Origin of the sequence: Rhizobacter sp. Root1221, assembly GCF_001425785.1 — a bacterium.
GTDB lineage: Bacteria > Pseudomonadota > Gammaproteobacteria > Burkholderiales > Burkholderiaceae_C > Rhizobacter.
The window spans coordinates 252,760-277,287 of sequence record NZ_LMDI01000023.1 but is presented as its reverse complement, the minus strand read 5'-3'; the positions used below and the strand labels follow the sequence as shown (position 1 = coordinate 277,287).

The following is a 24,528-nucleotide window of genomic DNA, read 5'->3' as shown; positions in this document are numbered from 1 at the left end:
TGAATCGCCGGAGCGCCGAGAGGGTGATCCTGGCGTCGCGAAGGGGCGCCGGGGGCTCGCCGAGGATTCGGCAGGAGGCCAACCCGACATTGTCGCAGCAGGTCGATGGAGCGACCCGAAAGGCCTCGGACCCCGGTCATGGCTCGCGAGGGTATCCATGGGTGCGAAGCGCAGCAGAGGCTGGACCTTTGTCCCTCGCGTCGGTTGATTCGGCGGAATGCCGTTGGACCCGATCGACGGGGAGTTCAAGCTTCAGGGCGCGGATTTCTGTAGACAGCGTCTCGAATTCCAGCTCTTTCCGCTCGATGAAGCTCCTGGTCAAGCGAACCTTCGCTGACACGCCGGTCGGGGTCAGCAAGTAGACGTACGCCAACTTGTTGTCGCTTCTCCGGAAGTTGTTCGCCTTGACCCAGCCCTTGTCAATCAGTGCGCGCAGGCAATAGTTCAACTTGCCCACGCTGACGCCCAACCGGTCGGCCAGGCGGCGTTGGCTGGCCGCCGGATCTTTCGTCAACTCGCGAAGTAGCTCGAAATGCAGTTCATCCTGTGGCATCGGCGCTTGCATCATCCAGTCTGTTCAAGCCTTGAACGGGCTGGATGATACCGCCATCCGTACGATTCGCAAGCCGCGCCACCGCGGATCTCGTGACCGTGTCATTCGAACGCATTCGCCTGGTCCAGGGGGGGCGCGTCACGGTCTTTGCTCGATAATTGCGGATCTGCACCTAGCGTGGGCCAGGCGATGCCGACTGTCGGATCGTTCCACCGCACTGCCCCCTCAGCCTGCGGCATGTAGTAGTCCGTCGTCTTGTAGAGAAAATCGGCGGACTCGGACACCACCAAGAACCCATGCGCGAACCCCGGCGGAATCCACAGCATCCGCTTGTTCTCAGCGCTGAGTTCGTAGCCCACCCACTTGCCAAAGTTCGGGCTGCTGCGCCGCATGTCCATGGCCACGTCGAACACGGCGCCGCTGACTGCGCGAACGAGCTTGCCCTGCGCGTGCGGCGGCAGTTGATAGTGCAACCCGCGCAACACGCCCTTGGCAGACCGCGAATGGTTGTCCTGCACGAAGGTGACGGGATATCCGACGGCGTCGTCGAACAGCTTCTGGTTGAAGCTCTCCATGAAGAACCCGCGCTCGTCGCCGAAGACCTTCGGCTCGAGCAGCAACACCTCGGGGAGGGCGGTAGGGGTGACCTTCATCAGAACACCTGTTCCTTGAGCACCTTGAGCAGGTACTGCCCATACCCATTCTTCAGCATCGGCTGCGCCATCGCATCGAGCTGCTCCGGGGTGATCCACCCAGACCGGAACGCAATCTCCTCCGGACACGCCACCTTCAACCCTTGCCGCTTCTCCAGCGTGGCAATGAACTGCCCAGCATCCAGCAGGCTGTCGTGGGTGCCGGTATCGAGCCACGCATACCCGCGACCCATGATCTCGACGTTGAGCTGCTGCTGCGCCAGGTAGCGCGCATTGACGTCGGTGATCTCCAGCTCTCCGCGGTGCGACGGCTTGATGCTCGCGGCGATGTCGCAGACCTGTTCGTCGTAGAAATAGAGGCCGGTGACCGCGTAGTTGCTCTTCGGGGCCTTGGGCTTTTCCTCGATGCTGAGCGCGCGCTTCTGCGCGTCGAACGCCACCACGCCGTACCGCTCGGGGTCGTGCACGTGGTACGCGAACACGGAGGCGCCGGTGTCGCGGTTCGCCGCCGACGAGAGCAGGCCCTGCAGGTCGTGGCCGTAGAAGATGTTGTCACCGAGCACGAGGGCGCTCGGCTTTCCACCGATGAAGTCCTTGCCAAGGATGAAGGCCTGGGCCAGGCCGTCGGGGCTGGGCTGCACGCAGTATTGGATGTTGATGCCCCACTTGCTGCCGTCGCCCAGCAGCGCTTCGAAGCGCGGGGTGTCCTGCGGGGTGCTGATGAGCAGGATGTCGCGGATGCCGGCGAGCATCAGCGTGCTCAGCGGGTAGTACACCATGGGCTTGTCGTACACCGGCAGCAACTGCTTGCTGATGGCGAGGGTGGCCGGGTGCAGGCGGGTGCCTGATCCCCCGGCGAGGATGATGCCTTTGCGGTTGCTCATGAGCCCTCGAAGGTCGATGTCAGTTGGACAGCACTTCGGCCAGCATGCGGTCGACGCCTTGCTGCCAAGGCGGCAGCGTGAGGCCGAAGGTCTGCCGCAGCCGCGTGGTGTCGAGCCGGGAGTTGGCCGGGCGCCGTGCCGGGGTGGGGAATGCGCTGGTGGGCACCGGGTCGATGGCGCCCTGCGGCACCTTGATCGCCTGCCCGGCGGCACGCGCATGTTCGATGACGTGGCTCGCGTACCCGTGCCACGTGGTTTCGCCCGCGGCGACGGCGTGGTACGTGCCCGACACCTCGGGCCGCTGGCGCGCCACGCGCACGGCGTGCGCGGCCACGTCGGCCAGCAGTTCGGCGCCGGTGGGGGCGCCGAACTGGTCGCTGATGACGGTCAGCCGATCGCGTTCACGGGCCAGGCGCAGCATGGTCTTGGCGAAGTTGCCGCCGCGCGCGGCATACACCCAGCTCGTGCGCAGGATCAGGTGCTTGCAGCCGCTCAGGCGGATGGCGGCTTCGCCATCGGCCTTGCTGTGGCCGTACACGCTGAGCGGGGCCACTGGCGCGTTTTCGGTCCACGGGGCGGTGCCGCTGCCGTCGAAGACGTAGTCGGTGCTGTAGTGCACGAGCCAGGCGCCGAGCGCGGCGGCCTCGCGAGCCAGCACTGCAGGCGCCGTGGTGTTCACGGCACGGGCGAGGTCAGGCTCGCTCTCGGCCTTGTCGACGGCGGTGTGGGCGGCGGCATTGACGATGACGTCGGGGCGCACCGATTGCACCAGGGCGGCCAACGATTCTGGCTGGGACAGGTCGGCGGCCGGGCTGCTGCGGCGGTCCAGGGCCACCACGTCACCGAGCGGTGCGAGCGCGCGCTGCAGCTCCCAGCCGACCTGGCCGTTCTTGCCGAGGAGGAGGATCTTCATGGGCGACCCGCCACGTTGTCATCCCGGCGCAGGCCGGGATCTCCACCGGTTCGTTGAACACCGGCGTTTGCTGGCAGCGCGGTAGATCCCGGCCTGCGCCGGGATGACAGTGTCTTTTGGCCGTTCTTGCCGAGGAGGAGGATCTTCATGGGCGAACCCCCGTCACCCCGGCGAAAGCCGGGGCCCACTCGGGCGAGTGGGTCAGGATGGTGATGGTGGGTCCCGGCGTTCGCCGGGATGACGGGTGGGAGTTCATGCGCCGTATTGCTTCGAGACCCAATCCCGGTAGTTCCCGCTCTGCACGTTCGCCACCCAATCCGCATGGTCGAGGTACCACTGCACGGTCTTGCGGATGCCGGTTTCGAATGTTTCGGCGGGCGTCCAGCCGAGTTCGCGTTCGAGCTTCCTGGCGTCGATGGCGTAGCGGCGGTCGTGGCCGGGGCGGTCGGTGACGAAGGTGATGAGGCGCTTGTAGCTGCCGGCGGGATCGGGGCGCAGTTCGTCGAGCAGCGCGCACACGGTGTGCACGATCTCGAGGTTGGGCTTTTCGTTCCAGCCGCCCACGTTGTAGGTTTCACCGAGGGCGCCGCGTGCGAGCACCTCGCGGATGGCCGAGCAGTGGTCCTTCACGTAGAGCCAGTCGCGCACCTGCTGGCCGTCGCCGTACACGGGCAGCGGTTTGCCGGCGAGTGCGTTGACGATCATCAACGGGATCAGCTTCTCGGGGAAGTGGTAGGGCCCGTAGTTGTTGCTGCAGTTGGTGGTGACCACCGGCAGGCCGTAGGTGTGGAACCACGCACGCACGAGGTGATCGCTGGCCGCCTTGCTGGCCGAGTACGGGCTGTTGGGTTCGTACGGATGGGTTTCGGTGAACGCGGGGGCGGTGGCCGACAGCGAACCGTACACCTCGTCGGTGCTGACGTGGTGGAAGCGGAAGTTCGCCTTGTCATCGCCGGTGAGTGACAGCCAATGCGCACGGGCGGCTTCGAGCAGCGTGAACGTGCCGTTGACATTCGTGCGGATGAAGTCGCCGGGGCCGTGGATGCTGCGGTCGACGTGGCTTTCCGCGGCGAAGTGCACGATGGCGCGCGGCCGGTGTTCGGCGAGCAGGCGGTCGAGCAGCGCACGGTCGGTGATGTCGCCCTTGACGAACGTGTGGCGCGGGTTGCCCTGCAGCGACGCAAGGCTCTCGAGGTTGCCGGCGTACGTGAGGGCGTCGAGGTTCACCACGGGCTCGTCGGTCGTCGCGGCCCAGTCGAGGACGAAGTTCGCGCCGATGAAGCCGGCGCCGCCTGTCACGAGGATCATGGAGCGGGAGTCGAATGCGACAGAGTGCGAATCCACTGATTCTAGTGGCCGAATCCGGGCCAAAAGGCGGTGATCCCGCGAAGGGGGATAATCGGAGGATGACCGATACATCCCTGGATACCCCCCGCGTCGATGCGGCCGAGCCGCCTCCCGCGGTGGAATTCTCCACCTTGCCCCTGGCCCCCATGCTGCAGCGGGCCATCGCCGACTCCGGCTACACCCTCGCCACGCCCATCCAGGCGAAGGCCATTCCGCTGGTGTTGGCCGGGCGCGACGTGATGGGCGCCGCCCAGACGGGCACGGGCAAGACGGCCGCGTTTTCGCTGCCGCTGCTGCAGAAGATGCTCAAGCACGAGACCAGCAGCGTCTCGCCCGCTCGCCACCCGGTGCGCGCGCTGGTGCTGGCCCCCACGCGGGAGCTGGCCGACCAGGTCGCCAACAACATCAAGAACTACGCGAAACACAGCAAGCTGCGTGTGGCGGTGGTGTTCGGCGGGGTCGACATGAAGCCCCAGACGCTCGAGCTGAAGCAGGGTGTCGAGGTGCTGATCGCCACGCCAGGCCGCCTGCTGGACCACATCGAGGCCAAGAACTGCGTGCTGAACCAGGTCGAGTACGTGGTGCTCGACGAAGCCGACCGCATGCTCGACATCGGCTTCCTGCCCGACCTGCAGCGCATCCTGAGCTACCTGCCCAAGGCCCGCCAGACGCTGCTGTTCTCGGCCACGTTCTCCACCGAGATCAAGCGTCTCGCCGAAAGCTACCTGCAGGACCCGATCCTGGTCGAGGTGGCCCGCCCGAACGCCACGGCCACCAACGTGGAGCAGCGCTTCTACAGCGTCTCCACGGATGACAAGCGCGCAGCCGTCATCAAGGTGCTGGCCGACCGCGGCATCAAACAGGCCATCGTGTTCGTCAATTCGAAGCTCGGTTGTGCCCGCCTCGCGCGTTCGCTGGAGCGTGACGGCCTGAAGACCAACGCGCTGCACGGCGACAAGTCGCAAGACGAGCGCCTGAAGGCACTCGATTCGTTCAAGAAGGGCGAGACCGACGTGCTGGTCTGCACCGACGTGGCCGCCCGCGGCCTCGACATCGCCGACCTGCCCGCCGTGATCAACTTCGACGTGCCGTTCAACGCGGAAGATTACGTGCACCGCATCGGCCGCACTGGCCGTGCCGGCGCATCGGGCCTGGCGGTGACACTGGTGACCCGCGACGACACGCGCCTCGTCACCGACATCGAAAAGCTGATCAAGAAGAAGCTGGAGCTGGAGCCCCTGGAACTGGACGCCAGCCGCCCGCGCTTCGAACCGCGGGAAGGCCGCCCCGACCGCGGCCCGCGCCGCGGCTGGGACGATGGTCCGGCCACCACCGAGTCGCGTCCGGTGCGCACCTACGCCCCACCGAAGGCGCCGCCGCGCGACCCGTTCTTCGACAAACCCTACGAACCGTCGGGCTCCGGCGAAGCCAGCTGGGAGAGCAAGACGCCGGCACCCGCCGCGCGGGTGTCGCCCAACATCAAGCCCAAGCGCAAGATTGCCGCCTTGTTCGGCGGCAAGAAGGCTGACTAACCGGCAAGCAAGGAAAACACCGCCGGCACGTCGTTCGACACGGCTCGCGGTGCCCCTTTCCAGCTGGAGACCCGCGCCGTGTGGGTCCAGCCCGTGGGCAGCGTGAGCCCGCTGCTCACCGACAGCCAGGTGTCCCCGCGCAGGTGGGACAGCAGCGCGCCCAGCAGGGCCTCGTTGCGGTAGGGTGTCTCGATCATCAGCTGGGTCTGCTGCGCGCGTTTGGACAGCGCCTCCAGGTCGCGGATGCGCTGGCCGCGTTCGCCGCCATCCACCGGCAGGTACCCCACGAACGCGAAGCTCTGGCCGTTGAGGCCGCTGGCGCCCAGCGCCATCAGCAGCGAACTGGGCCCCGACAGCGGCAGCACCGCGATGCCGAGCGCATGCGCGGCCTGCACGAGCGCCGCGCCCGGGTCGGCAATGGCGGGCAACCCCGCCTCCGAAATCAACCCCACATCAACGCCGTCGACTGCCGCCTGCAGCAGCGGCTTCAGGTCCGGGGCCGCCGCAGCCTGCCGTGCGCCCTTCTGCGGGCGGGGCAGTTCCACGATCGACAGGCCCTGCAGCGGTTGCGCGAGCGGCACGATGGCGTCCACGCGCTTCAGGAACGCGCGGGTGGTTTTCGCGTTTTCTGCCACCCAGTGGGTGAGCCGGGCCGCGGTGCGCAACGCACCGAGCGGCAGCACGTCTTGCAGGTCGCCGTCGGTGGATACACCGAAGTCGAGGCTGTTGGGGACCAGGATCAGGCGCCCCTGCGTCACGGGTTCAACGGGTCGATGCCCGCCTCCCGGAGCAGCGCGCACGTGCGGATCAGCGGCAGGCCGATGAGCGCGGTGGGGTCGTCGGATTCAATGCCCGACAGCAGGGCGATGCCCAGCCCTTCGGCCTTGGCGCTGCCCGCGCAGTCGTATGGCTGCTCTGCGGCGAGGTAACGCTCGATGTCGTCGTCCGACAGGTCGCGCACGTGCACGGTGACGCTGGCCATTTCGCAGGTGTCGACGGCCCGCGCCACGCAGCGCACGGCAACGGCGGTGTGGAACACCACGGTGCGGCCGCGCATGGCGCGCAGTTGGGCCACGGCGCTGTCGTGGTTCCCGGGTTTGCCGAGCGGCAGGCCGTCGAGGTCGGCCACCTGGTCGGAGCCGATCACCACGGCGCCGGGGTGGTGGGCGGCCACGTCGGCCGCCTTGGCGCGCGCGAGGCGGCGCGCGAGGGTGGCCGGCTGTTCGCCGGGCAGCGGGGTTTCGTCGACATCGGGCGCAACGGCCTCGAACGGCAGGCGCAGCCGTTCGAGCAGTTCATGGCGGTAGGTCGATGTCGATGCGAGGATCAACCGGTGGGGGGAGTGCATCCGCCGATTCTCCCACCGGCGGGCGTGTGGCGACCCTGTTGTGCGGAGGGGTGCGATTTACACTGTCGGACATGAAATCCCGAGAATTCGACCCGCTGCGACTCGACGTCGCCGCGTTCGCCAAGGATGGCGAAACCCTCGACGGCACCTGGCCGCTGGAGAGCCTGGAGCGCCTGGCCACGTCCGTACTGCCCGGCTCCGCAGCCACGTCGCCACCGGTGGTCTGGCGCCTGACCGGTGAGCTTCGCACGGCCAAGGGCAGTGAGCCCCAGGTGTGGCTGCACGCGTCGGCCCACACCGAGGTGGCGCTCGAGTGCCAGCGTTGCCTGAAACCCATGACCGAGGCCATCGAGGCCGAACGGTCGTTCCTGTTCGTGCACGGCGAGGACACCGCTGCCGACCTGGATTCCGACAGCGAGGATGACGTGTTGGCACTCACTCGCGCACTCGACGCGCGGGAGCTTGTGGAAGATGAGCTGCTGCTGGCGCTGCCCATCGTGCCGCGCCACGACGTCTGCCCCGACCCGTTGAAGGTCGCCGAGGACGACCTCCCGGAAGACGACAAACCCAACCCGTTCGCCAAACTGGCCGCGCTCAAGCGTGGTGGATTGCCGAACTGACCGATTGATCGACGGAGTTCGCCCAGGCGCCGAACCCCGTGCTAGAATCTCAGGCTTTTCGACGCGCGGTTTCGGCATTTCGCCGGGACGACGATGCGGTTACACCCCCTGGCTCCTGTGAAAGAGCATCAGGAGACCTAAGGAGCTTTTCATGGCTGTTCAGCAAAACAAGAAGTCGCCCTCCAAGCGCGGTATGCACCGTTCGCACAATGCCCTGAACACCCCGGGCACCGCCATCGAGCCGACCACCGGTGAGTCGCACCTGCGCCACCACATCAGCCCGAACGGTTTCTACCGTGGGCGCAAGGTGCTCAAGACGAAGGCGGACGCCTGACGGCATCCGCTCGTTACCCGCGCGTGGCCTTGGCCACGCACCGGGTAAACTGCTTGATCCCCACCGCTTGCCCGGCCTGAGCTGAATGCCTTGCCGGGCATGCGTGTTTCCGAGACGATGATTCGCCGCTCGCTTTCGCTCGCACCCCGATGACTTCGCCTGCGCTGCCAGCCCTCGATACCGTCCGCCTGTCCATCGATTGCATGGGCGGCGACCACGGGCCCTCCGTCACCCTGCCGGCCTGCCGCGCATTCCTCGCCGCACATCCGCGGGCCGAGCTCATCCTGGTGGGCCGCGCCGACGCGCTGGCCGAAGCCGTCGGCTGGGCCCGGTGCAAGGTGGTGGCTGCGTCGGAAGTGGTGGAGATGGACGATCCGGTCGAGGTGGCGCTGCGCCGCAAGAAGGATTCGTCGCTGCGCGTGGCGCTGAGCCAGGTCAAGCCGGGTGCCGATGGCGCGCCGGCCGCGGCCGACGTGTGCGTGTCCGCCGGCAACACCGGCGCGCTGATGGCCGTCGCCCGCTACCTGCTCAAGACACTCGACGGCATCGACCGCCCGGCCATCGCCACGGTGATGCCCAACATGCGAGACGGGTTCACCACGGTGCTCGACCTGGGTGCCAACGTCGACTCCTCCCCGGAACACCTGCTGCAGTTCGCCGTGATGGGCAGTGCGCTGGTGTCGGCGATAGAGGGCAAGCCCGATCCCACCGTGGGCCTGCTGAACATCGGCGAAGAAGCCATCAAGGGCAGCGAAGTCATCAAGCGCGCATCGCAACTGCTGCGTTCGGCCGGCGACGCAGGTGCCATCAACTTCCACGGCAATGTGGAAGGCAACGACATCTTCAAGGGCACCACCGACGTGGTCGTCTGCGACGGGTTCGTGGGCAACGTCACGCTGAAGTCCGCCGAGGGCATGGCCAGCCTCATCGTGAGCCTGATCAAGCAAGAGTTCTCGCGCAGCTTGTTCACGAAACTGCTCGCATTCGTGGCCATGCCGGTGCTAAAAGCGTTCAAAGCGCGTGCCGACCACCGCCGCTACAACGGTGCGGCCCTGCTGGGCCTGCGCGGGCTGGTGTTCAAGAGCCACGGGTCCGCCGATGCCTTTGCGTTCGAGCAGGCTCTCAATCGGGCTTATGATGCGGCCCGCAATCGTTTGCTTGATCGGGTGCACGACCAGATCCTCGAGATGCTCCAGACGCAGCCCGCCGCGGCCCCGTCACCAGAGCAACCCGTGGGTCCGGGCGACGCCCTCGCTGCATGACTCCATCTTCCTCTGCCCGCTACTCACGCGTCACCGGCACCGGCAGTTACCTGCCCCCGAAGCGCCTCAGCAACGTCCAGCTCGCCGCTCAACTGGCCGCCGACGGTGTCGAAACCTCTGATGAGTGGATCATCGCGCGCACCGGCATCAAGGCACGGCATTTCGCCGAGCCCGATGTGCCCTGCAGCGACCTGGCCGTTGCCGCCGCACGCCATGCCATCGAGGCGGCCCGGCTCACGCCCGCCGACATCGACCTGATCATCGTCGCCACGTCCACGCCCGACATGGTGTTCCCGTCCACCGCCTGCATCGTGCAGCGAAAGCTCGGCATCGTGGGGTGCCCGGCGTTCGACGTGCAAGCCGTGTGCTCGGGCTTCGTCTACGCCATGACGGTGGCCGATTCGATGATCCGCACCGGCGCGGCCCGCAAGGCGCTGGTGATCGGCGCCGAGGTGTTCTCGCGCATCCTCGACTTCAAGGACCGCACCACCTGCGTGCTGTTCGGTGACGGCGCCGGCGCCGTGGTGCTGGAGGCCAGCGATACCCCGGGCATCGTCGCCACCGAGCTGCATGCCGACGGCCGCCATGCCGACATCCTCTGCACGCCGGGCACGGTCTCGGCCGGCCAGGTGCTGGGCGACCCGTTCCTGAAGATGGACGGCCAGGCCGTGTTCAAGCTGGCCGTGGGTGTGCTGGAAGACGTGGCCCGCTCGGTGCTCGAGAAGGCCGGCCGCACCGAAGCTGACATCGACTGGCTGGTGCCGCACCAGGCAAACATCCGCATCATGCATGGCACGGCCAAGAAGCTGAAGCTGCCGCTCGAGAAGGTGATCGTCACCGTCGACGAACATGGCAACACGTCGGCCGCCTCCATCCCGCTGGCACTGGACGTCGCCGTGCGGGCGGGTACCATCCAGCCGGGCGACACCGTCATGCTCGAAGGCGTGGGTGGCGGTTTCACCTGGGGCGCGGTGCTGCTGGACCTGTAGCGTCCGCTCGCTTCGCGCGTTCTTCTGCATTTCCGTCGCCGCCTCTTTCCCGGGCGCGGCCTCCCGACAACAGACCCAGTGTTGCCATGACTCCGTTTGCATTCGTTTTTCCCGGCCAGGGTTCCCAGACCGTCGGCATGCTCGACGCCTGGGGTGACCACGCCGCCGTGCGCGACACCCTCGCGGAAGCCTCCGATGCGCTCGGCGTGGACATCGGTGCGCTGATCGCGCAAGGCCCGAAGGAATCGCTCGACCTCACCACCAACACCCAGCCGGTCATGCTGACCGCCGCGGTGGCGTGCCTGCGCGCGTGGCTCGCCGAAACCGGCCTGCAACCGGCCGTCGTGGCGGGGCACTCGCTCGGCGAGTACTCGGCCCTGGTTGCCGCCGGCGCGCTGACGCTCGCTGACGCGCTGCCGCTCGTGCGCTTTCGCGCGCAGGCCATGCAGGAAGCCGTTCCCGTGGGCGCGGGTGGCATGGCTGCCATCCTGGGTCTCGATGCCCAGGCTGTCCGTGACGGTTGTGCCGAGGCCGCTGCCGCCGCGGGCGAGCCGGTCGAGGCCGTGAACTTCAACGACCCGAAGCAGATCGTGATCGCCGGCACCAAGGCCGCGGTCGAGAAGGCCTGCGAGGTGCTCAAGGCCAAGGGTGCCAAGCGTGCGTTGGTGCTGTCGGTGTCCGCGCCGTTCCATTCGAGCCTGATGCTGCCGGCGGCCGAGCGCCTGAAGGAAAAGCTGGCCACCACGGCCATCGCCGCGCCTGCCATTCCGGTGATCAACAACATCGACGTGGCAGTCCAGACCGACCCGGAAGCCATCCGCGATGCGCTGTACCGCCAGGCCTTCGGTCCGGTCCGGTGGGTGGAAACCATCCAGGCCATCCGCGCGCGTGGCATCCTCCACATCCTCGAATGCGGTCCGGGGAAGGTGCTGGCTGGCATGGTCAAGCGCATCGAGGCCGATGCCACGGGTGCACCGGTGTTCGATCCCGCCTCGCTGGCGGAAGCAAAGGGGTTGCTGCAATGAGTGAAATTTCGGTGGTGGGGCAGATTGCCCTCGTCACGGGTGCGTCGCGCGGCATTGGCCGGGCCATCGCGCTGTCGCTGGCCAGGCAAGGCCTGAAGGTCATCGGCACGGCCACGACCGAGGCCGGTGCGCAGGCCATTGGCCAGGCGCTCGCCGGCCATGAAGGGTCCCGCGGCATCGTGCTCAACGTCAACGACGCTGCCGGGCTCGACGCCGCCATCGACGGCATCGTCAAGGAATTCGGCGGCCTGCACGTGCTGGTCAACAACGCCGGCATCACGCGCGACACGCTGTCGATGCGCATGAAGGACGACGACTGGGATGCGGTGGTGGACACCAACCTGAAGGCCGTCTTTCGCGCCAGCCGTGCCGCCATCAAGCCCATGATGAAGCAGCGCTACGGCCGCATCGTCAACATCACGTCCGTCGTCGGGGCCAGCGGCAATGCCGGCCAGGCGAACTACGCGGCCGCGAAGGCCGGCGTGGCCGGCATGACCCGCTCGCTCGCCCGCGAACTGGGCAGCCGCGGCATCACGGTGAACTGCGTGGCTCCCGGGTTCATCGAGACGGACATGACCAAGGAATTGTCGGACGCGCAGACCGCGGCCCTGCTGGGGCAGATCCCCCTGGGCCGGTTGGGTTCGGCGCAGGACATCGCCAACGCGGTCACGTTCCTCGCATCCCCGCAGGCCGGCTACATCACCGGCAGCGAACTGCATGTCAACGGTGGCATGTACATGAATTGAGGTGCGGCGCCGGCTTGTACTGGCGCCCGTTTCATCCGGTTATCAAGCCCGACCGGCACGTCCTGGGGGTGTCTCGAAGCAGACGACCCACAAGCCGTAGAATCTCGGGCTGTCCAAGTAAACCCTCCTGGAGGAGTGAGTCATGAGCGATATCGAAGCACGTGTGAAGAAAATCATTGCCGAACAACTCGGCGTGCCTGAGGCCGATGTGTCCAACGAGAAGGCCTTCGTGGCTGACCTGGGCGCCGACTCACTCGACACCGTGGAACTGGTGATGGCCCTGGAAGACGAATTCGGCATCGAGATCCCCGATGAAGAAGCCGAGAAGATCACCACCGTTCAGCTCGCGATCGATTACGCGCTGAAGAACCAGAAGGCCTGATGGCCTCGTCCTCCATTCACTGCCAGTAAAGCGTATGACCCGTCGTCGCGTCGTCGTCACCGGCCTCGGTCTGATCAGCCCCGTGGGCAACACGGTCGCTGAGGGCTGGGCCAACATCCTGGCCGGACGTTCCGGCATTGACACCATCACCAAGTTCGATCCGTCGAACTTTGCCTGCCGTTTTGCGGGCGAGGTGAAGGGGTTCAATGTCGAGGACTTCTTCCCGGCCAAGGAAGCCCGCCACATGGACACCTTCATCCATTACGGATTGGCGGCGTCCATTCAGGCGGTGAAGGACGCGGGTCTGCCCACGGGCGACGCGCTGAGTGAAGAAGCAGCCGAACGCATCGGCTGCATCGTGGGTTCGGGCATCGGCGGTTTGCCGATGATCGAGGAAACCCACGCCGAACTGGTGGCACGCGGCCCACGCCGCGTGTCCCCGTTTTTTGTGCCGGCATCGATCATCAACATGATCTCCGGCCACGTGTCGATCAAGTTCGGGTTCCAAGGCCCCAACCTGGCCATCGTCACGGCCTGCACCACCGGCCTGCACTGCATCGGTGAAGCCGGCCGCCTGATCGAATACGGCGACGCCGACGTGATGATCGCCGGTGGCGCCGAATCCACCGTCTCGCCGCTGGGCGTGGGCGGTTTTGCCGCTGCGCGGGCGCTGTCCACGCGCAACGACGATCCCAAGACGGCCTCGCGCCCCTGGGACAAGGACCGCGACGGTTTCGTGCTGGGCGAAGGTGCCGGCGTGCTGGTGCTCGAGGAGTACGAGCACGCGAAGCGCCGCGGCGCCAAGATCTATGCGGAACTGTCCGGCTTCGGCATGGGCGGTGATGCGTTCCACATGACCGCCCCCAACGTCGATGGTCCCAAGCGGTCCATGAAGGCCTCGCTGCGCAATGCCGGGATCAATCCCGACCAGGTGCAGTACGTCAACGCCCACGGCACCTCCACGCCGCTCGGCGATGCGAACGAGACCAACGCGCTGAAGCTGGCCTTCGGCGACCACGCCAGGAGCCTCGCCATCAGTTCCACGAAATCGATGACCGGTCACCTGCTGGGCGGCGCCGGTGGCATCGAGTCGGTGTTCACCGTGATGGCCCTGAAGGACCAGGTGGCACCGCCCACGATCAACATCTTCAACCAGGACCCCGAGTGCGACCTGGATTACTGCGCCAATACCGCGCGGGAGATGCAGATCGAATATGCCGTGAAGAACAACTTCGGGTTCGGCGGCACGAACGGCACCCTGGTGTTCAAGCGCGTCTGACCGACGCGCCGCGCCCGGGCCATGCAGGCGCCACCGGCTTTTTCCGTGGCCGTGTCACGCTTTGGCGTGTGGCGCGGGCTGTGCCTCACGGTGTCGCTGGCCGCGGCTTCCGCTGCGGTGGCCTGGGCCTGGTCCCTGCGGGACACCCTGCCGCTGGCGATCTCGGCACTGTTGCTGGCGGGGCCGGCCCTCTGGCCGGTGGTGCGGCCGCCCCGGCCATTCCACCTGCGGTGGGACACCCAGGCCTGGCTGCTCGATGCAGCCCCTGGCCGTGTGTCGGTGGCCCTCGATGCCGGCGCCTGGATGCTGCTCCGGTTTGCCCCGGAAGGCCGGTGGGGCGCGCGGTGGCTGCCGGTGCAGCGCCGCGGCCACGAGGCCGCCTGGCACGCCCTGCGCTGTACGGTATATTCCGCGCGCCCGCCCGCCGAGCGGTTCGCCGCCGACCTCTGAATGCGCCTGAATGACCTCTCCTGATGTTGACGCCCCTCTCATCGAGCGTGTGAAACGCGGCGATGTGAAGGCGTTCGAGATGCTGGTCGTGAAGTACCAGCGTCGCATCGAGCGCCTGATCGGCCGGATGGTGCGCGACGTGGACCTGGTGCCCGACATCGCCCAGGAAACCTTCATCCGCGCCTACCGCGCCATCCCGCAGTTCCGAGGTGAAAGCCAGTTCTATACCTGGCTGTACCGGATCGCCGTCAACACCGCCAAGAAGGCCCTCGTGGGCCTGAAACGGGACCCGATCGTGACGGAATCCGCGCGCGCATCGAGGGAAGACGACGATGAAACTTCCCGGGTGGAGAATGAACTAACCGACGGCGAAACACCCGAAGCAGTGTTGGCCAGCAAGGAAATCGCCGCCGCGGTGAACGCGGCGATCGAGGCGCTGTCCGAGGATTTGCGGCAGGCGATCACGCTCCGCGAGATCGAAGGCCTGAGCTACGAAGAGATTGCCGACCTGATGAACTGCCCCATCGGCACCGTCCGGTCGCGGATTTTCCGGGCGCGCGAAGCCATCGCGCTGCGCTTGCGCCCGCTGCTGGACACGCGTGAAGGTGAACGCTGGTGATGGGTGCCGCTCGCTGGGTCGGCCCCCGTCGTGGTTCGAATGGTTGTGTTGGAGATGGTTATGTCGCAACGGTCTGATGGCAAGCTGCCCCCGATGGAAGATGTGTCGGCGCTGGTCGATGGCGAACTCGACGACTCCGCCGTGGCGCGCGCATGCGCCCAGTGGCGCGACGACACGTCCGCCCGAGAGGCCTGGCACACCTACCAGTTGATCGGCGACGTGCTCCGATCGGACGACCTCGCCTCCACGGCATCGCGGGACAGCGCGTTCCTCGCCTCGCTGCGTGAGCGCCTGGCCGCCGAGCCGGTGGTGCTCGCCCCCCAGCCGGCGCTGGCGCCGGTCGAGGTCGTGGTGCAGCCGGCGGTGGCCAACGGCCACGCCGGGCGCCGCCAGTGGCGCACGCCGGCGGCGGTGGTCGCCGGGTTCGCGGTCGTGGCCAGCGTGCTGGTGGTCACCCGCATGCCGGTGGCCGGCGACGCGGGCACCGTGCTCGCGGCCGCGGGCAACGCCAACGCCACGGCCACGCTGGTGCCCGCGTCTTCACCAGCGCCGGTGGCGGTGCAGGCCTTCGACCGGCAGGTCGAACCGGTTGATGCCCTCGACGGGCAGTTGGTCCGGGACGCCCGTCTCGACGAATACCTGGCCGCCCACAAGAAGTTCGGGGGCAGCTCGGGTCCGGGCGTGCCATCCGGGTTCCTGCGCAACGCCGCGGCAACCACGGGCCGCTGATCCATGACGGCGACTGCCCGCGCACGCATCTCCTGGTTGACCCTGTTCTGGGTGGCGGCCTTGCCGGTCCACCTCGCGCACGCACAGGCCGCGCTCAACAGCGGCGACGCCATCGTGGAGAAGCGCGAGACCAAGGCGTGGCTCAGCCGCATCCAGGAGGCGGCCAGCAAGCGCAGCTACCAGGGCACGGTGGTGGTCAGCAGCGGCGGTGCGGTGGCCAGCTCGCGCATCACGCACTACTGTGAAGGCCGCGACCAGTTCGAGCGCATCGATTCACTCGACGGGCAGACCCGCCACGTCGTGCGGCACAACGAGCAGGTGCACACGGTGTGGCCCCAGCGCCGCATCGCCATGGTGGAGCAGCGCGACCAGCTCAGCTCCTTTCCCGGGCTGCTGCAGGCTGGCGGTGACCGCGTGCCCGACTTCTACGAGCTGCGCTCCACTGGCCAGGAGCGGGTGGCGGGGCGCGAGGCCAACGTGCTGACGCTGCGCCCGAAGGACACACACCGCTACGGCTACCGGCTGTGGGCCGACAAGGCCACCGGGCTGCTGCTGCGCACCGAGGTGCTCGGCGACCGGGGCAGCGTGCTGGAATCCGCCGCGTTCTCCGACGTGGTGATTGGTGTGCACCCCTCCATCGACACGCTGCTGCAGCCGATCCGCAAGCTCGACGGCTTTCGCGTGCTGCAGCCCGCGGCCGTTGCCACGCGGCTCGAGAACGAAGGCTGGAGCCTGTCACCCAAGGTGCCGGGGTTCCAGATGGTCAGTTGCGTGAAGCGCCCGGTGGACGGTCCGCTGCGCACGCAGTCGCCAGGGGCTGCCCAGGAGCCGCAGCTGGTGCAGGCCGTGTACTCGGACGGCATCACCTACGTCACCGTGTTCATCGAGCCCTACAGCGTGGAGCGCCACCCGCGTGCCATGAACACGGCCATCGGCGCCACGCAGACGCTCATGCACCGCCAGGCGGATGCCTGGGTCACGCTGATGGGCGACGTGCCAGCGCCCACCCTTCGCCTGTTTGCCGAAGCGCTCGAACGCCGCAAATGAGCCCCCCAGCTCGGGCGGTGGCCGGTTTTGAGGCAACATCGGCCCGGTGCCGGGTGGTGCGTGCCCGGCGTTTTCCTTTGACCTTGAGGATCCCTTCATGCCCCCCAGCCTCGCCATCGGTTCGGTGAAGACGAACCTGGATTCGATTCGCCGCCTTGCCGTGCTGCTGGCCACCGGCACCGTGCTGTGCCTGGCCACTCTCCTCGCACCGCTGGCAGCGCAGGCGCAGGCCCGCGAACTGCCCGACTTCGCCGACCTGGTCGACAGGGTGGGCCCGGCCGTCGTCAACATCCGCACCACCGAACGCAGCGGGGAGGGGCCGCGCATGCCGTTCCGCCGGCGTGCCCCGTCGCTGCAGCAGAGCGACGAGGTGCCTCGTGGTGAAGGCTCCGGCTTCATCCTGAGCGCCGACGGCTACGTGATGACCAACGCGCACGTGATCGCCGGCGCGTCGGAGGTCTACGTGACCATGACCGACAAGCGCGAATTCAAGGCCAAGATCATCGGCGCCGACGAGCGCACCGACGTGGCTCTCGTGAAGATCGATGGCAGCGGACTGCCCGTGCTGCGCATCGGCGACGTGAACCGCCTGCGGGTGGGCGAGTGGGTGGTGGCCATCGGCTCACCATTCGGCTTCGACAACACCGTGACGCTCGGCATCGTCAGCGCCAAGCAGCGCGAGACGGGATCCGAGGTGCCGCTGTTGCAGACGGACGTGGCGGTGAACCCGGGCAACTCCGGTGGGCCGCTGATCAACATCCGTGGCGAGGCCGTGGGCGTGAACTCGCAGATCTACAGTCCCGTGGGCAGCTACGTGGGCATCTCGTTCGCCATCCCCATCGACGAGGCCATGCGCATCGCCGACCAGCTGAAGGCGGGCGGCCGGGTGGTGCGTGGGTACCTGGGCATCCTGCCCATCGAGGTGCCGCGCGAGGCCGCCGAGGAATACGGCCTCACGAAGATGAAGAACCGCGGCGCCTTTGTCAGCCAGGTGGTCAAGGGCGGCCCGGCGGAAAAGGCGGGCCTGCAGCCGGGCGACATCGTGCTCGCGTTGAACGGCAAGCTGGTGGACGGCCCCGTGGAACTGCGCCGCGCCCTCGGCATCATCAAGCCGGGTTCGGCCATCGTGTTGCAGATCAACCGCCGGGGCAAGGCAATGGACATCAAGGCGAACCTCGCCGAAATGCCCGCGCAGGCCGCTGCCGCATCGGCGCCCGAGCGCATCGAGGCACCGGAACCAAAGGGGTCGCAGGCGGCCAAGCCGTGGGGTCTCACGGTGACGAACCTGTCCGAGACCGAGCGCCAGGCCACGCGCGGCTCCGGCGGGGTCAAGGTCACGGCGGTTGCCGGTGGTGCCGAGTCGGCCGGTGTTCGCGCTGGCGACGTGATCCTCGCGGTGGGCAGCTCCGACGTGGCCGACCTGAAGCAGTTCGACGCCGTCCTCGCGAAGATCGACAAGACCAAACCACTCCCGGTCACGCTGCTGCGTGGCGAGTGGGCGCAGTTCGTGCGCATCCCCCTGGGGAAGTGACGGGGCGGTGATCGAGGGCATGTCCTCCAATCTGTGAGGACATGCATCCGACTGCTTTACCGGGAATTGCCACGAGACGAAACGAGGCAGGAATCGGGCCAGAAAAAAGTGTCCACAGGCCTATCCCCCTAGTCTCATATCGTGAAAGTTGGTGGGCGCCAACCTGACCCAATCGGACCTGAATTCAGCCGTCTATCCGATACAATTGGGGCTGACGGCCAGGCTTTTACCGCTGGCCGATGCAAGGAGTCTCGGCCTCTCCAACTATCCCCAGGCTACCCACAAGCATTTGTGGATAAACTGTGGATGGATTTCGCTGTTGGTGACTTGCAACGACGCACAATCAAGCAGTGGCGCGGTTTTCAGGGTGGTCCTTTTGGCTACAATGAAACCCCAACAAGCAGTTGCCATACGTTTTGTTGGAAGGCGCGTCAAAGTTTCGACGTGCCTTTTTTTTGTTCAACGCACGGGCGTCACGCCCCCTCTTCGCACCGAGCTCGTGTGCCTTCGCGCAGCATCCTGCTGACGCGACAATCCGCAACGAACCTCCGGTCGCCGCTGTCCCATGGATCACATCCGAAATTTCTCCATCATTGCCCACATCGACCACGGCAAGTCGACGCTGGCCGACCGCCTGATCCATCGGTGCGGCGGGCTCAGCGACCGCGAGATGGAGGCTCAGGTGCTCGACTCGATGGACATCGAGCGCGAACGCGGCATTACCATCAAGGCGCAGACCGCTGCGCTCACGTACCTGGCGCGCGACGGCAAGACATACCAGCTCAACCTGATCGACACCCCCGGGCACGTCGACTTCTCATATGAGGTGAGCCGCTCGCTGTCGGCGTGCGAAGGCGCGTTGCTGGTGGTAGACGCGAGCCAGGGGGTCGAGGCGCAGACGGTGGCCAACTGCTACACCGCGCTCGACCTCGGGGTCGAGGTGATTCCCGTCCTCAACAAGATGGACCTGCCGCAGGCCGATCCCGAGCGTGCCAAGGAAGAGATCGAGGACGTGATCGGCATCGACGCCGAACACGCGATCCCGTGCAGCGCCAAGACGGGCGAGGGCATCGACGACATCCTCGAGGCGGTCATCGCCCGCATGCCGTCGCCGAAGGGCCGTGCCGAGGCGCCGCTGCGCGCCATGATCATCGACTCCTGGTTCGACAACTACGTCGGTGTCGTGATGCTGGTGCGGGTGGTCGACGGCCAGCTCAAGCGCGGCGAGCGTTTCAAGATGATGGCGTCGGGCGCGGCGTACGCGGCCGAACAGCTGGGGGTGTTCACGCCCAAGTCGGTGCCCCGCGAAGCGCTGCGGGCCGGCGAGGTGGGTTTCGTGATCGCCGGCATCAAGGAACTGCAGGCGGCCAAGGTGGGCGACACGCTCACGATGGAAAAGAAGCTGCCGAACAACCTGGGGCCGGCCGACCAGGCGCTGCCCGGGTTCAAGGAAATCCAGCCGCAGGTGTTCGCGGGCCTGTACCCCACCGAGGCGAGTGAGTACGACCAGCTGCGCGACGCGCTGGAAAAGCTCAAGCTCAACGATTCGTCGCTGCGCTACGAGCCCGAGGTGTCGCAGGCGCTCGGGTTCGGCTTCCGTTGCGGCTTCCTCGGCCTGCTGCACATGGAAATCGTGCAAGAGCGGCTCGAGCGCGAATTCGACCAGGACCTGATCACCACCGCGCCGTCGGTGGTGTACCAGGTGGAACTGGGCAGCAAGGAAGTCATCCAGGTCGAGAACCCCTCGAAGATGCCCGACCTCGGTCGCATCAACGAGATCCGCGAGCCCATCGTCACGGTGCACCTGTACATGCCCCAGGACTACGTGGGTCCGGTGATGACACTCGCGAACCTGAAACGCGGCGTGCAGTTGAACATGGCGTACCACGGCCGCCAGGTGATGCTCACGTACGAGATGCCGCTCGCCGAGATCGTGCTCGACTTCTTCGACAAGCTCAAGAGCGTGTCGCGCGGCTACGCCTCCATGGACTACGAGTTCAAGGAGTACCGGGCGGCCGACGTGGTGAAGGTCGACATCCTGCTCAACGGCGACCGGGTCGATGCGCTGTCGATCATCGTGCACCGCACGCAGAGCCAGTACCGCGCGCGCGCGGTGGTCGCGAAAATGCGCGAACTGATCTCCCGCCAGCAGTTCGACGTTGCCATCCAGGCCGCCATCGGGGCCAATATCATTGCGCGTGAGACAATCAAGGCCCTGCGCAAGAACGTGATCGCGAAGTGCTACGGGGGTGACATCTCCCGCAAGCGCAAGCTCCTCGAAAAACAGAAGGCCGGCAAAAAACGCATGAAGCAAATCGGCTCCGTCGAAGTGCCGCAGGAAGCGTTCCTGGCCATCCTCCAAGTGGAAGATTGATGGGTGCTCTGACTGGTGTGCTGTATGGCTGCCTCGTGGTGTTTCTCGGGGGCTGGTACCTCGGCGAATGGACGGGCAACTTCTCCTTCCTGCTGTTCATCCTGACGGTCGTCACGCTGGCCTACTGGCTGGCCGAGCGCTTCCACTTCGCCCCGCAGCGTGTCGTGGCGGCGCGGAACCTCGAGGCGCAGGACGCCCAGCGCCGGCAGCAACTGGCCAACAAGGGCATCGCCAAGGTCGACGGTGACATCTCCGCCGACCGCGATGCACTGCTGGCGCAGCCCTGGTGGCTCGACTGGACGGCCGGGCTCTTCCCGGTGATCCTGATCGTGTTCCTGCTGCGCTCGTTCCTGTTCGAGCCGTTCAAGATCCCGTCGGCGTCGATGGTGCCCACGCTGCTCGTCGGCGACCTGATCCTCGTCAACAAGTACCACTACGGCGTGCGCCTGCCGGTGATCAACAAGAAGATCATCCCGCTGAACGACCCGCAGCGTGGCGACGTGATGGTGTTCCGGTACCCGGCCAAGCCCACCATCGACTACATCAAGCGCGTGGTGGGGGTGCCGGGTGACGAGGTGGCCTACCTGAACCAGCGCCTGTACCTGAACGGCAAGCTGGTCGACACCCAGCCCATGCCCGAGTTCTACGACGAGGACGGCACCCGCTCGAACCGCGAGGACGGCATGCACTACCTGCCGCAGTTCAGCGAGAAGCTGGGTGCGAAGGAGCACCGCATCCTGGTGGACGTGAAACGCCCCAGCTACGTGGTGCCCCATGAGAACTTTCCGTTCAAGGACAACTGCCGCTACAGTGCCGAAGGCGTGAAGTGCAAGGTGCCGGCCGGGCACTATTTCATGATGGGCGACAACCGCGACAATTCCGAGGATTCCCGGTTCTGGGGGTTCGTGCCGGATGAGAACATTGTCGGCAAGGCGTTTTTCATCTGGATGAACTTCGGCAACTACAAGCGTTTCGGTTCGTTCGACTGACTTACCCCACGAGGAGCGAGAAAGCATGACCCCCCCATTCCGTTCGGTGCGCAGGCAGCGTGGCGTGACCCTGTTCGGCCTGATGTTCTGGGCCATCCTGATCGGCATGATCGCGCTGGTGGCCCTGAAGGTGCTGCCCACGGTGAACGAATACCTGACCATCAAGCGGGCCGTCGAAAAGGTGGCCACGAGCGGCGCCAGCACGGTGCCCGAGGTGCGTGCGGCGTTCGACAAGCAGAAGGAGGTCGACTACTCGATTACCTCCATCGACGGCAAGGACCTGGAAATCACCAAGTCGAACGACAAGGTCGTCATCTCGTTTGCCTACGACAAGGAAATCGAGCTGATGGGTCCTGTATACCTGTTGCTGAAGTACCAGGGCCAGTCGAAGTAAGCTGTCGACCTGGGACACCCGATTCGAACCCCGTGGACAACCGCCTGACTGCGCTCCAACAACGGCTGGGACACACCTTTGCCCAGCCGGACCTGCTGAGCCGTGCCATCACGCACCGCAGCTTCGGGGCGGACCACAACGAGCGCCTCGAATTCCTCGGCGACGCGGTGCTCAGCCTGGCCATCAGCGGCCTGCTGTACGAGCGTTTCAGCGGGTCCGACGAGGGTGACCTCACCCGCGTGCGGGCCCACCTGGTGCGGGAAGACAGCCTGCACCGCGTGGCGCTCGTGCTGGGCCTGCCCGACGTGCTGCGCCTGAGTGACGGTGAAGCCCGTGGCGGCGGCGCGCAGCGCCCGTCCATCCTGGCCGACGCACTCGAGGCCATCATCGGCGCCACCTTCCTGGACGGCGGTTTCGACGCCGCCCGCCGCCTGGTGCAGTTGATGTTCGGCGAGGTGATTGCCACCACCGAGATCGATGGCTGGGCCAAGGACGCCAAGACCGAGCTGCAGGAATGGCTCCAGGCGCGCCGGCTGCCGGTGCCCGGGTACCGCATCCTCGGCACCCGGGGTCAGGCCCACGCCCAGACTTTCGAGGTCGAATGCGCCGTTCCGTCGCTCGGCCTCACCGAAACCGGCGAAGGCCGGTCCCGCCGTAATGCCGAACAGGAAGCCGCACATCGCATGCTGCGTGCCCTGAAGGCCAGCGACAAACCCGGCAGCGCCCTGCGCTCCTGATCATGAACCACCCGCAAGACCCCGATGTGCCCGAGCAAAACGCCGAGGCGCACGATCCCGAATCTCCATCCGCAGAGGATGGCGGCGAGGGCCATGACACCCGCTGCGGCCTCGTGGCCATCGTGGGCCGGCCCAACGTCGGCAAGTCGACCCTGCTGAACGCGCTGGTGGGCCAGAAGGTCAGCATCACGTCGGCCAAGGCCCAGACCACCCGCCACCGCATCACCGGCATCCGCACGGTGGACGACACCCAGTTCGTGTTCGTCGACACCCCGGGCTTCCAGACCAAACACACGGCGCCGCTCAACCGCAACCTGAATCGCACGGTGCAGGGCGTGCTGAACGACGTCGACGTGGTGCTGTTCCTCGTCGAGGCGGGCCGCTTCGGGCTGGACGACGCCAAGGTGCTGGCGCTGATGCCCAAGGACAAGCCGGTCATGCTGATCGCCAACAAGCTCGACACGGTGCAGCGCCGGGCCGACCTGATGCCGTGGCTCAAGGGCATGCAGGACCGCCACGCATTCGCCGAGTTCGTGCCGCTGTCGGCCAAGAAAGCGGCCGACGTGGAACGGTTGCTGGGCATCGTGAAACCGTACCTGCCCGAACAGCCGTGGTTCTACGAGGAGGATGCGCTCACTGACCGCAGCGACCGTTTCCTCGCGAGCGAACTCATCCGCGAAAAGCTGTTCCGCCTGACCGGCGACGAACTGCCCTACACGTCCACCGTCGTGATCGACAAGTTCGAGGAAGAGGGCAACCTGCGCCGAATTGCTGCCACCATCATCGTCGAGCGCGATGCCCACAAGGGCATGGTGATCGGCAACGATGGCGAGCGCCTGAAGCGCATCGGCTCCGAGACGCGCCAGGACCTGGAGCGGCTGATGGACTGCAAGGTGTTCCTCGAGTTGTGGGTCAAGGTCCGTTCGGGCTGGGCCGACAACGAAGAGCACCTGCGCAGCTACGGCTACGAGTAAGCGGTCGCCAGCGTGAGCGGCCCGCGAGCAGTGCGCCCGGTGCGCACCGCGTCCGTGCTGACGGCCTATGTGCTGCACCGGTACGACTGGAGCGAGTCGAGTGTCGTGCTCGACCTGTTCACGCGCGAGCTGGGGCGCCTGCCCGTTGTGGCCAAGGGGGCCAAGCGGCCCTACTCGCAACTGCGGCCGGTGCTGCTGCCGTTCCAGCGCCTGAACGTCACGCTGGGCAAGCCGCCCAAGTCCGATGACAGTGGAGGCGCCGACACCTCCGGCGAGGTGCGCACGTTGCGCACTGCCGAGTGGGGCGGGGGCGCCGCCATGCTGACAGGCGCCGCGCTGTTCAGCGGTTTCTACCTCAACGAGCTGCTGATGAAGCTGCTCGGCCGGCAGGACCACCACCCGGAACTGTTCGATGCCTATGCGGCCACGCTGCCGGCGCTTGCGCTGCCGGACGACACGGCTGGCCAATCGGCCTTGCGTGCGTTCGAGCTGACGCTGCTGCTGCGGCTCGGTGTGTTGCCCGACCTGACCGTGGTCACGTCGACCCAGGCGTCGGTCGCGCTCGACCAGGGCTACGTGCTGCTGCCCGAGGTGGGGCTGTCGCCCGCACGTGCCAGCGACACACCGATTTCCGGTGCCGCGTGGATCGACCTGCAGGCGGCGTTGATCCACGGCAGCATCCCCGCGCTGCAGCTCGCGTGTGGCAGGGTTTTGCCCGCGTTGCGCTCGCAAGTGCGGGCCCTGCTTCACTATCATCTGGGTTCGCACGTGCTTCGCACGCGCCAGGTGATGATCGGTGTCCAAACCCTCGGCTGAG

Annotated in this window: 27 protein-coding genes; 20 read left to right on the top strand and 7 right to left on the bottom strand. The window is 66.7% G+C overall.

Going from position 1 to position 24,528, the window contains the following annotated elements:
• Nucleotides 1-136: 136 nt before the first annotated feature.
• From ASC87_RS17755 to rfbB, 5 genes are all read right to left on the bottom strand, one after another.
• The gene (locus tag ASC87_RS17755; RefSeq protein ID WP_200954400.1) at nt 137-568 is read right to left on the bottom strand and encodes a MarR family EPS-associated transcriptional regulator; all 432 of its coding nucleotides are present in this window, start codon (nt 566-568) and stop codon (nt 137-139) included.
• Nucleotides 569-654: 86 nt separating this feature from the next.
• Entirely contained in the window at nt 655-1,206 is a 552-nt protein-coding gene (rfbC, locus tag ASC87_RS17750) for a dTDP-4-dehydrorhamnose 3,5-epimerase (protein WP_056664908.1), read from the bottom strand.
• The gene (gene rfbA / locus ASC87_RS17745; RefSeq protein ID WP_056664905.1) at nt 1,206-2,090 is read right to left on the bottom strand and encodes a glucose-1-phosphate thymidylyltransferase RfbA; all 885 of its coding nucleotides are present in this window, start codon (nt 2,088-2,090) and stop codon (nt 1,206-1,208) included. The genes rfbC and rfbA overlap by 1 nt, the downstream gene beginning before the upstream one ends.
• 19 nt (nt 2,091-2,109) lie before the next feature.
• The gene (rfbD, locus tag ASC87_RS17740; RefSeq protein WP_056664901.1) at nt 2,110-3,003 is read right to left on the bottom strand and encodes a dTDP-4-dehydrorhamnose reductase; all 894 of its coding nucleotides are present in this window, start codon (nt 3,001-3,003) and stop codon (nt 2,110-2,112) included.
• Between the two features lie 252 nt (nt 3,004-3,255).
• A complete protein-coding gene (rfbB, locus tag ASC87_RS17735; protein ID WP_056664896.1) occupies nt 3,256-4,311 on the bottom strand; it encodes a dTDP-glucose 4,6-dehydratase in 1,056 nt (351 codons plus the stop codon).
• Nucleotides 4,312-4,409: 98 nt separating this feature from the next.
• Here rfbB and ASC87_RS17730 point away from each other — a divergent pair, with 98 nt between their 5' ends.
• Nucleotides 4,410-5,882, top strand: coding sequence for a DEAD/DEAH box helicase (locus ASC87_RS17730; RefSeq protein ID WP_082568704.1), 1,473 nt, complete (start codon nt 4,410-4,412; stop codon nt 5,880-5,882).
• Here ASC87_RS17730 and ASC87_RS17725 read toward each other — a convergent pair.
• Both ASC87_RS17725 and ASC87_RS17720 read right to left on the bottom strand, forming a co-directional pair.
• Nucleotides 5,879-6,640, bottom strand: a complete 762-nt coding sequence (locus tag ASC87_RS17725) for an SAM-dependent methyltransferase (protein WP_056664891.1) — start codon at nt 6,638-6,640, stop codon at nt 5,879-5,881. The two genes, ASC87_RS17730 and ASC87_RS17725, sit on opposite strands and share 4 nt — an antisense overlap.
• A complete protein-coding gene (locus ASC87_RS17720; RefSeq protein WP_056664886.1) occupies nt 6,637-7,230 on the bottom strand; it encodes a Maf family nucleotide pyrophosphatase in 594 nt (197 codons plus the stop codon). The genes ASC87_RS17725 and ASC87_RS17720 overlap by 4 nt, the downstream gene beginning before the upstream one ends.
• A 71-nt stretch (nt 7,231-7,301) precedes the next feature.
• Here ASC87_RS17720 and ASC87_RS17715 point away from each other — a divergent pair, with 71 nt between their 5' ends.
• From ASC87_RS17715 to recO, 19 genes are all read left to right on the top strand, one after another.
• On the top strand, nt 7,302-7,850 hold the full coding sequence (locus ASC87_RS17715) for a DUF177 domain-containing protein (protein WP_056664882.1): 549 nt from the start codon (nt 7,302-7,304) through the stop codon (nt 7,848-7,850).
• A gap of 151 nt (nt 7,851-8,001) precedes the next feature.
• Nucleotides 8,002-8,184 (top strand): 50S ribosomal protein L32, encoded by a 183-nt coding sequence (gene rpmF / locus ASC87_RS17710; protein ID WP_056664877.1) that lies wholly within the window; start codon nt 8,002-8,004, stop codon nt 8,182-8,184.
• Between the two features lie 149 nt (nt 8,185-8,333).
• Nucleotides 8,334-9,446: a phosphate acyltransferase PlsX gene (gene plsX / locus ASC87_RS17705; RefSeq protein ID WP_056664874.1), complete on the top strand. Its 1,113-nt coding sequence runs from the start codon at nt 8,334-8,336 to the stop codon at nt 9,444-9,446.
• Nucleotides 9,443-10,435: a beta-ketoacyl-ACP synthase III gene (locus ASC87_RS17700; RefSeq protein WP_056664872.1), complete on the top strand. Its 993-nt coding sequence runs from the start codon at nt 9,443-9,445 to the stop codon at nt 10,433-10,435. Before plsX ends, ASC87_RS17700 begins: the two co-directional genes overlap by 4 nt.
• A gap of 86 nt (nt 10,436-10,521) precedes the next feature.
• A complete protein-coding gene (fabD, locus tag ASC87_RS17695; protein WP_056664869.1) occupies nt 10,522-11,460 on the top strand; it encodes an ACP S-malonyltransferase in 939 nt (312 codons plus the stop codon).
• Nucleotides 11,457-12,206: a 3-oxoacyl-ACP reductase FabG gene (fabG, locus tag ASC87_RS17690; protein WP_056664866.1), complete on the top strand. Its 750-nt coding sequence runs from the start codon at nt 11,457-11,459 to the stop codon at nt 12,204-12,206. The genes fabD and fabG overlap by 4 nt, the downstream gene beginning before the upstream one ends.
• Nucleotides 12,207-12,348: 142 nt before the next feature.
• A complete protein-coding gene (gene acpP, locus ASC87_RS17685) occupies nt 12,349-12,588 on the top strand; it encodes an acyl carrier protein (RefSeq protein ID WP_056664864.1) in 240 nt (79 codons plus the stop codon).
• Between the two features lie 34 nt (nt 12,589-12,622).
• Nucleotides 12,623-13,867 carry a beta-ketoacyl-ACP synthase II gene (gene fabF, locus ASC87_RS17680; protein ID WP_056664860.1) on the top strand — a complete coding sequence of 415 codons (1,245 nt, stop codon included), beginning with the start codon at nt 12,623-12,625 and terminating at the stop codon, nt 13,865-13,867.
• A gap of 45 nt (nt 13,868-13,912) precedes the next feature.
• Nucleotides 13,913-14,317 (top strand): hypothetical protein, encoded by a 405-nt coding sequence (locus ASC87_RS17675; RefSeq protein ID WP_157604100.1) that lies wholly within the window; start codon nt 13,913-13,915, stop codon nt 14,315-14,317.
• Nucleotides 14,318-14,327: 10 nt separating this feature from the next.
• Entirely contained in the window at nt 14,328-14,936 is a 609-nt protein-coding gene (rpoE, locus tag ASC87_RS17670) for an RNA polymerase sigma factor RpoE (protein WP_056664854.1), read from the top strand.
• Between the two features lie 60 nt (nt 14,937-14,996).
• Complete coding sequence (locus tag ASC87_RS17665) at nt 14,997-15,665, top strand: sigma-E factor negative regulatory protein (RefSeq protein WP_162255178.1); 669 nt, start codon at nt 14,997-14,999, stop codon at nt 15,663-15,665.
• A gap of 3 nt (nt 15,666-15,668) precedes the next feature.
• On the top strand, nt 15,669-16,712 hold the full coding sequence (locus ASC87_RS17660) for a MucB/RseB C-terminal domain-containing protein (protein WP_082568702.1): 1,044 nt from the start codon (nt 15,669-15,671) through the stop codon (nt 16,710-16,712).
• A gap of 97 nt (nt 16,713-16,809) precedes the next feature.
• A complete protein-coding gene (locus ASC87_RS17655; RefSeq protein ID WP_056664849.1) occupies nt 16,810-18,243 on the top strand; it encodes a Do family serine endopeptidase in 1,434 nt (477 codons plus the stop codon).
• 565 nt (nt 18,244-18,808) lie between these two features.
• Nucleotides 18,809-20,617, top strand: coding sequence for a translation elongation factor 4 (gene lepA, locus ASC87_RS17650; RefSeq protein WP_056664846.1), 1,809 nt, complete (start codon nt 18,809-18,811; stop codon nt 20,615-20,617).
• Nucleotides 20,617-21,606, top strand: a complete 990-nt coding sequence (lepB, locus tag ASC87_RS17645; protein WP_056664843.1) for a signal peptidase I — start codon at nt 20,617-20,619, stop codon at nt 21,604-21,606. The genes lepA and lepB overlap by 1 nt, the downstream gene beginning before the upstream one ends.
• 25 nt (nt 21,607-21,631) lie before the next feature.
• Complete coding sequence (locus tag ASC87_RS17640) at nt 21,632-22,000, top strand: DUF4845 domain-containing protein (protein ID WP_056664835.1); 369 nt, start codon at nt 21,632-21,634, stop codon at nt 21,998-22,000.
• 32 nt (nt 22,001-22,032) lie between these two features.
• The gene (gene rnc, locus ASC87_RS17635) at nt 22,033-22,737 is read left to right on the top strand and encodes a ribonuclease III (protein WP_056664831.1); all 705 of its coding nucleotides are present in this window, start codon (nt 22,033-22,035) and stop codon (nt 22,735-22,737) included.
• Between the two features lie 2 nt (nt 22,738-22,739).
• Nucleotides 22,740-23,711, top strand: a complete 972-nt coding sequence (gene era / locus ASC87_RS17630) for a GTPase Era (protein WP_056664829.1) — start codon at nt 22,740-22,742, stop codon at nt 23,709-23,711.
• Between the two features lie 39 nt (nt 23,712-23,750).
• Nucleotides 23,751-24,527 (top strand): DNA repair protein RecO, encoded by a 777-nt coding sequence (gene recO / locus ASC87_RS17625; RefSeq protein ID WP_056665104.1) that lies wholly within the window; start codon nt 23,751-23,753, stop codon nt 24,525-24,527.
• Nucleotide 24,528 lies beyond the last annotated feature (1 nt).

Coding starts and splice junctions, on each gene's coding strand:
- ASC87_RS17715 (WP_056664882.1), top strand. CDS start 7,302: ATGAAATCCCGAGAATTCGACCCGCTGCGACTCGACGTCGCCGCGTTC.
- ASC87_RS17730 (WP_082568704.1), top strand. CDS start 4,410: ATGACCGATACATCCCTGGATACCCCCCGCGTCGATGCGGCCGAGCCG.
- rpoE (WP_056664854.1), top strand. CDS start 14,328: ATGACCTCTCCTGATGTTGACGCCCCTCTCATCGAGCGTGTGAAACGC.
- rfbD (WP_056664901.1), bottom strand. CDS start 3,003: ATGAAGATCCTCCTCCTCGGCAAGAACGGCCAGGTCGGCTGGGAGCTG.
- acpP (WP_056664864.1), top strand. CDS start 12,349: ATGAGCGATATCGAAGCACGTGTGAAGAAAATCATTGCCGAACAACTC.
- ASC87_RS17755 (WP_200954400.1), bottom strand. CDS start 568: ATGATGCAAGCGCCGATGCCACAGGATGAACTGCATTTCGAGCTACTT.
- ASC87_RS17660 (WP_082568702.1), top strand. CDS start 15,669: ATGACGGCGACTGCCCGCGCACGCATCTCCTGGTTGACCCTGTTCTGG.
- lepB (WP_056664843.1), top strand. CDS start 20,617: ATGGGTGCTCTGACTGGTGTGCTGTATGGCTGCCTCGTGGTGTTTCTC.
- era (WP_056664829.1), top strand. CDS start 22,740: ATGAACCACCCGCAAGACCCCGATGTGCCCGAGCAAAACGCCGAGGCG.
- fabD (WP_056664869.1), top strand. CDS start 10,522: ATGACTCCGTTTGCATTCGTTTTTCCCGGCCAGGGTTCCCAGACCGTC.
- lepA (WP_056664846.1), top strand. CDS start 18,809: ATGGATCACATCCGAAATTTCTCCATCATTGCCCACATCGACCACGGC.
- ASC87_RS17655 (WP_056664849.1), top strand. CDS start 16,810: ATGCCCCCCAGCCTCGCCATCGGTTCGGTGAAGACGAACCTGGATTCG.
- ASC87_RS17720 (WP_056664886.1), bottom strand. CDS start 7,230: ATGCACTCCCCCCACCGGTTGATCCTCGCATCGACATCGACCTACCGC.
- fabG (WP_056664866.1), top strand. CDS start 11,457: ATGAGTGAAATTTCGGTGGTGGGGCAGATTGCCCTCGTCACGGGTGCG.
- rfbA (WP_056664905.1), bottom strand. CDS start 2,090: ATGAGCAACCGCAAAGGCATCATCCTCGCCGGGGGATCAGGCACCCGC.
- ASC87_RS17700 (WP_056664872.1), top strand. CDS start 9,443: ATGACTCCATCTTCCTCTGCCCGCTACTCACGCGTCACCGGCACCGGC.
- fabF (WP_056664860.1), top strand. CDS start 12,623: ATGACCCGTCGTCGCGTCGTCGTCACCGGCCTCGGTCTGATCAGCCCC.
- rfbB (WP_056664896.1), bottom strand. CDS start 4,311: ATGATCCTCGTGACAGGCGGCGCCGGCTTCATCGGCGCGAACTTCGTC.
- plsX (WP_056664874.1), top strand. CDS start 8,334: ATGACTTCGCCTGCGCTGCCAGCCCTCGATACCGTCCGCCTGTCCATC.
- ASC87_RS17640 (WP_056664835.1), top strand. CDS start 21,632: ATGACCCCCCCATTCCGTTCGGTGCGCAGGCAGCGTGGCGTGACCCTG.
- ASC87_RS17665 (WP_162255178.1), top strand. CDS start 14,997: ATGTCGCAACGGTCTGATGGCAAGCTGCCCCCGATGGAAGATGTGTCG.
- rfbC (WP_056664908.1), bottom strand. CDS start 1,206: ATGAAGGTCACCCCTACCGCCCTCCCCGAGGTGTTGCTGCTCGAGCCG.
- rpmF (WP_056664877.1), top strand. CDS start 8,002: ATGGCTGTTCAGCAAAACAAGAAGTCGCCCTCCAAGCGCGGTATGCAC.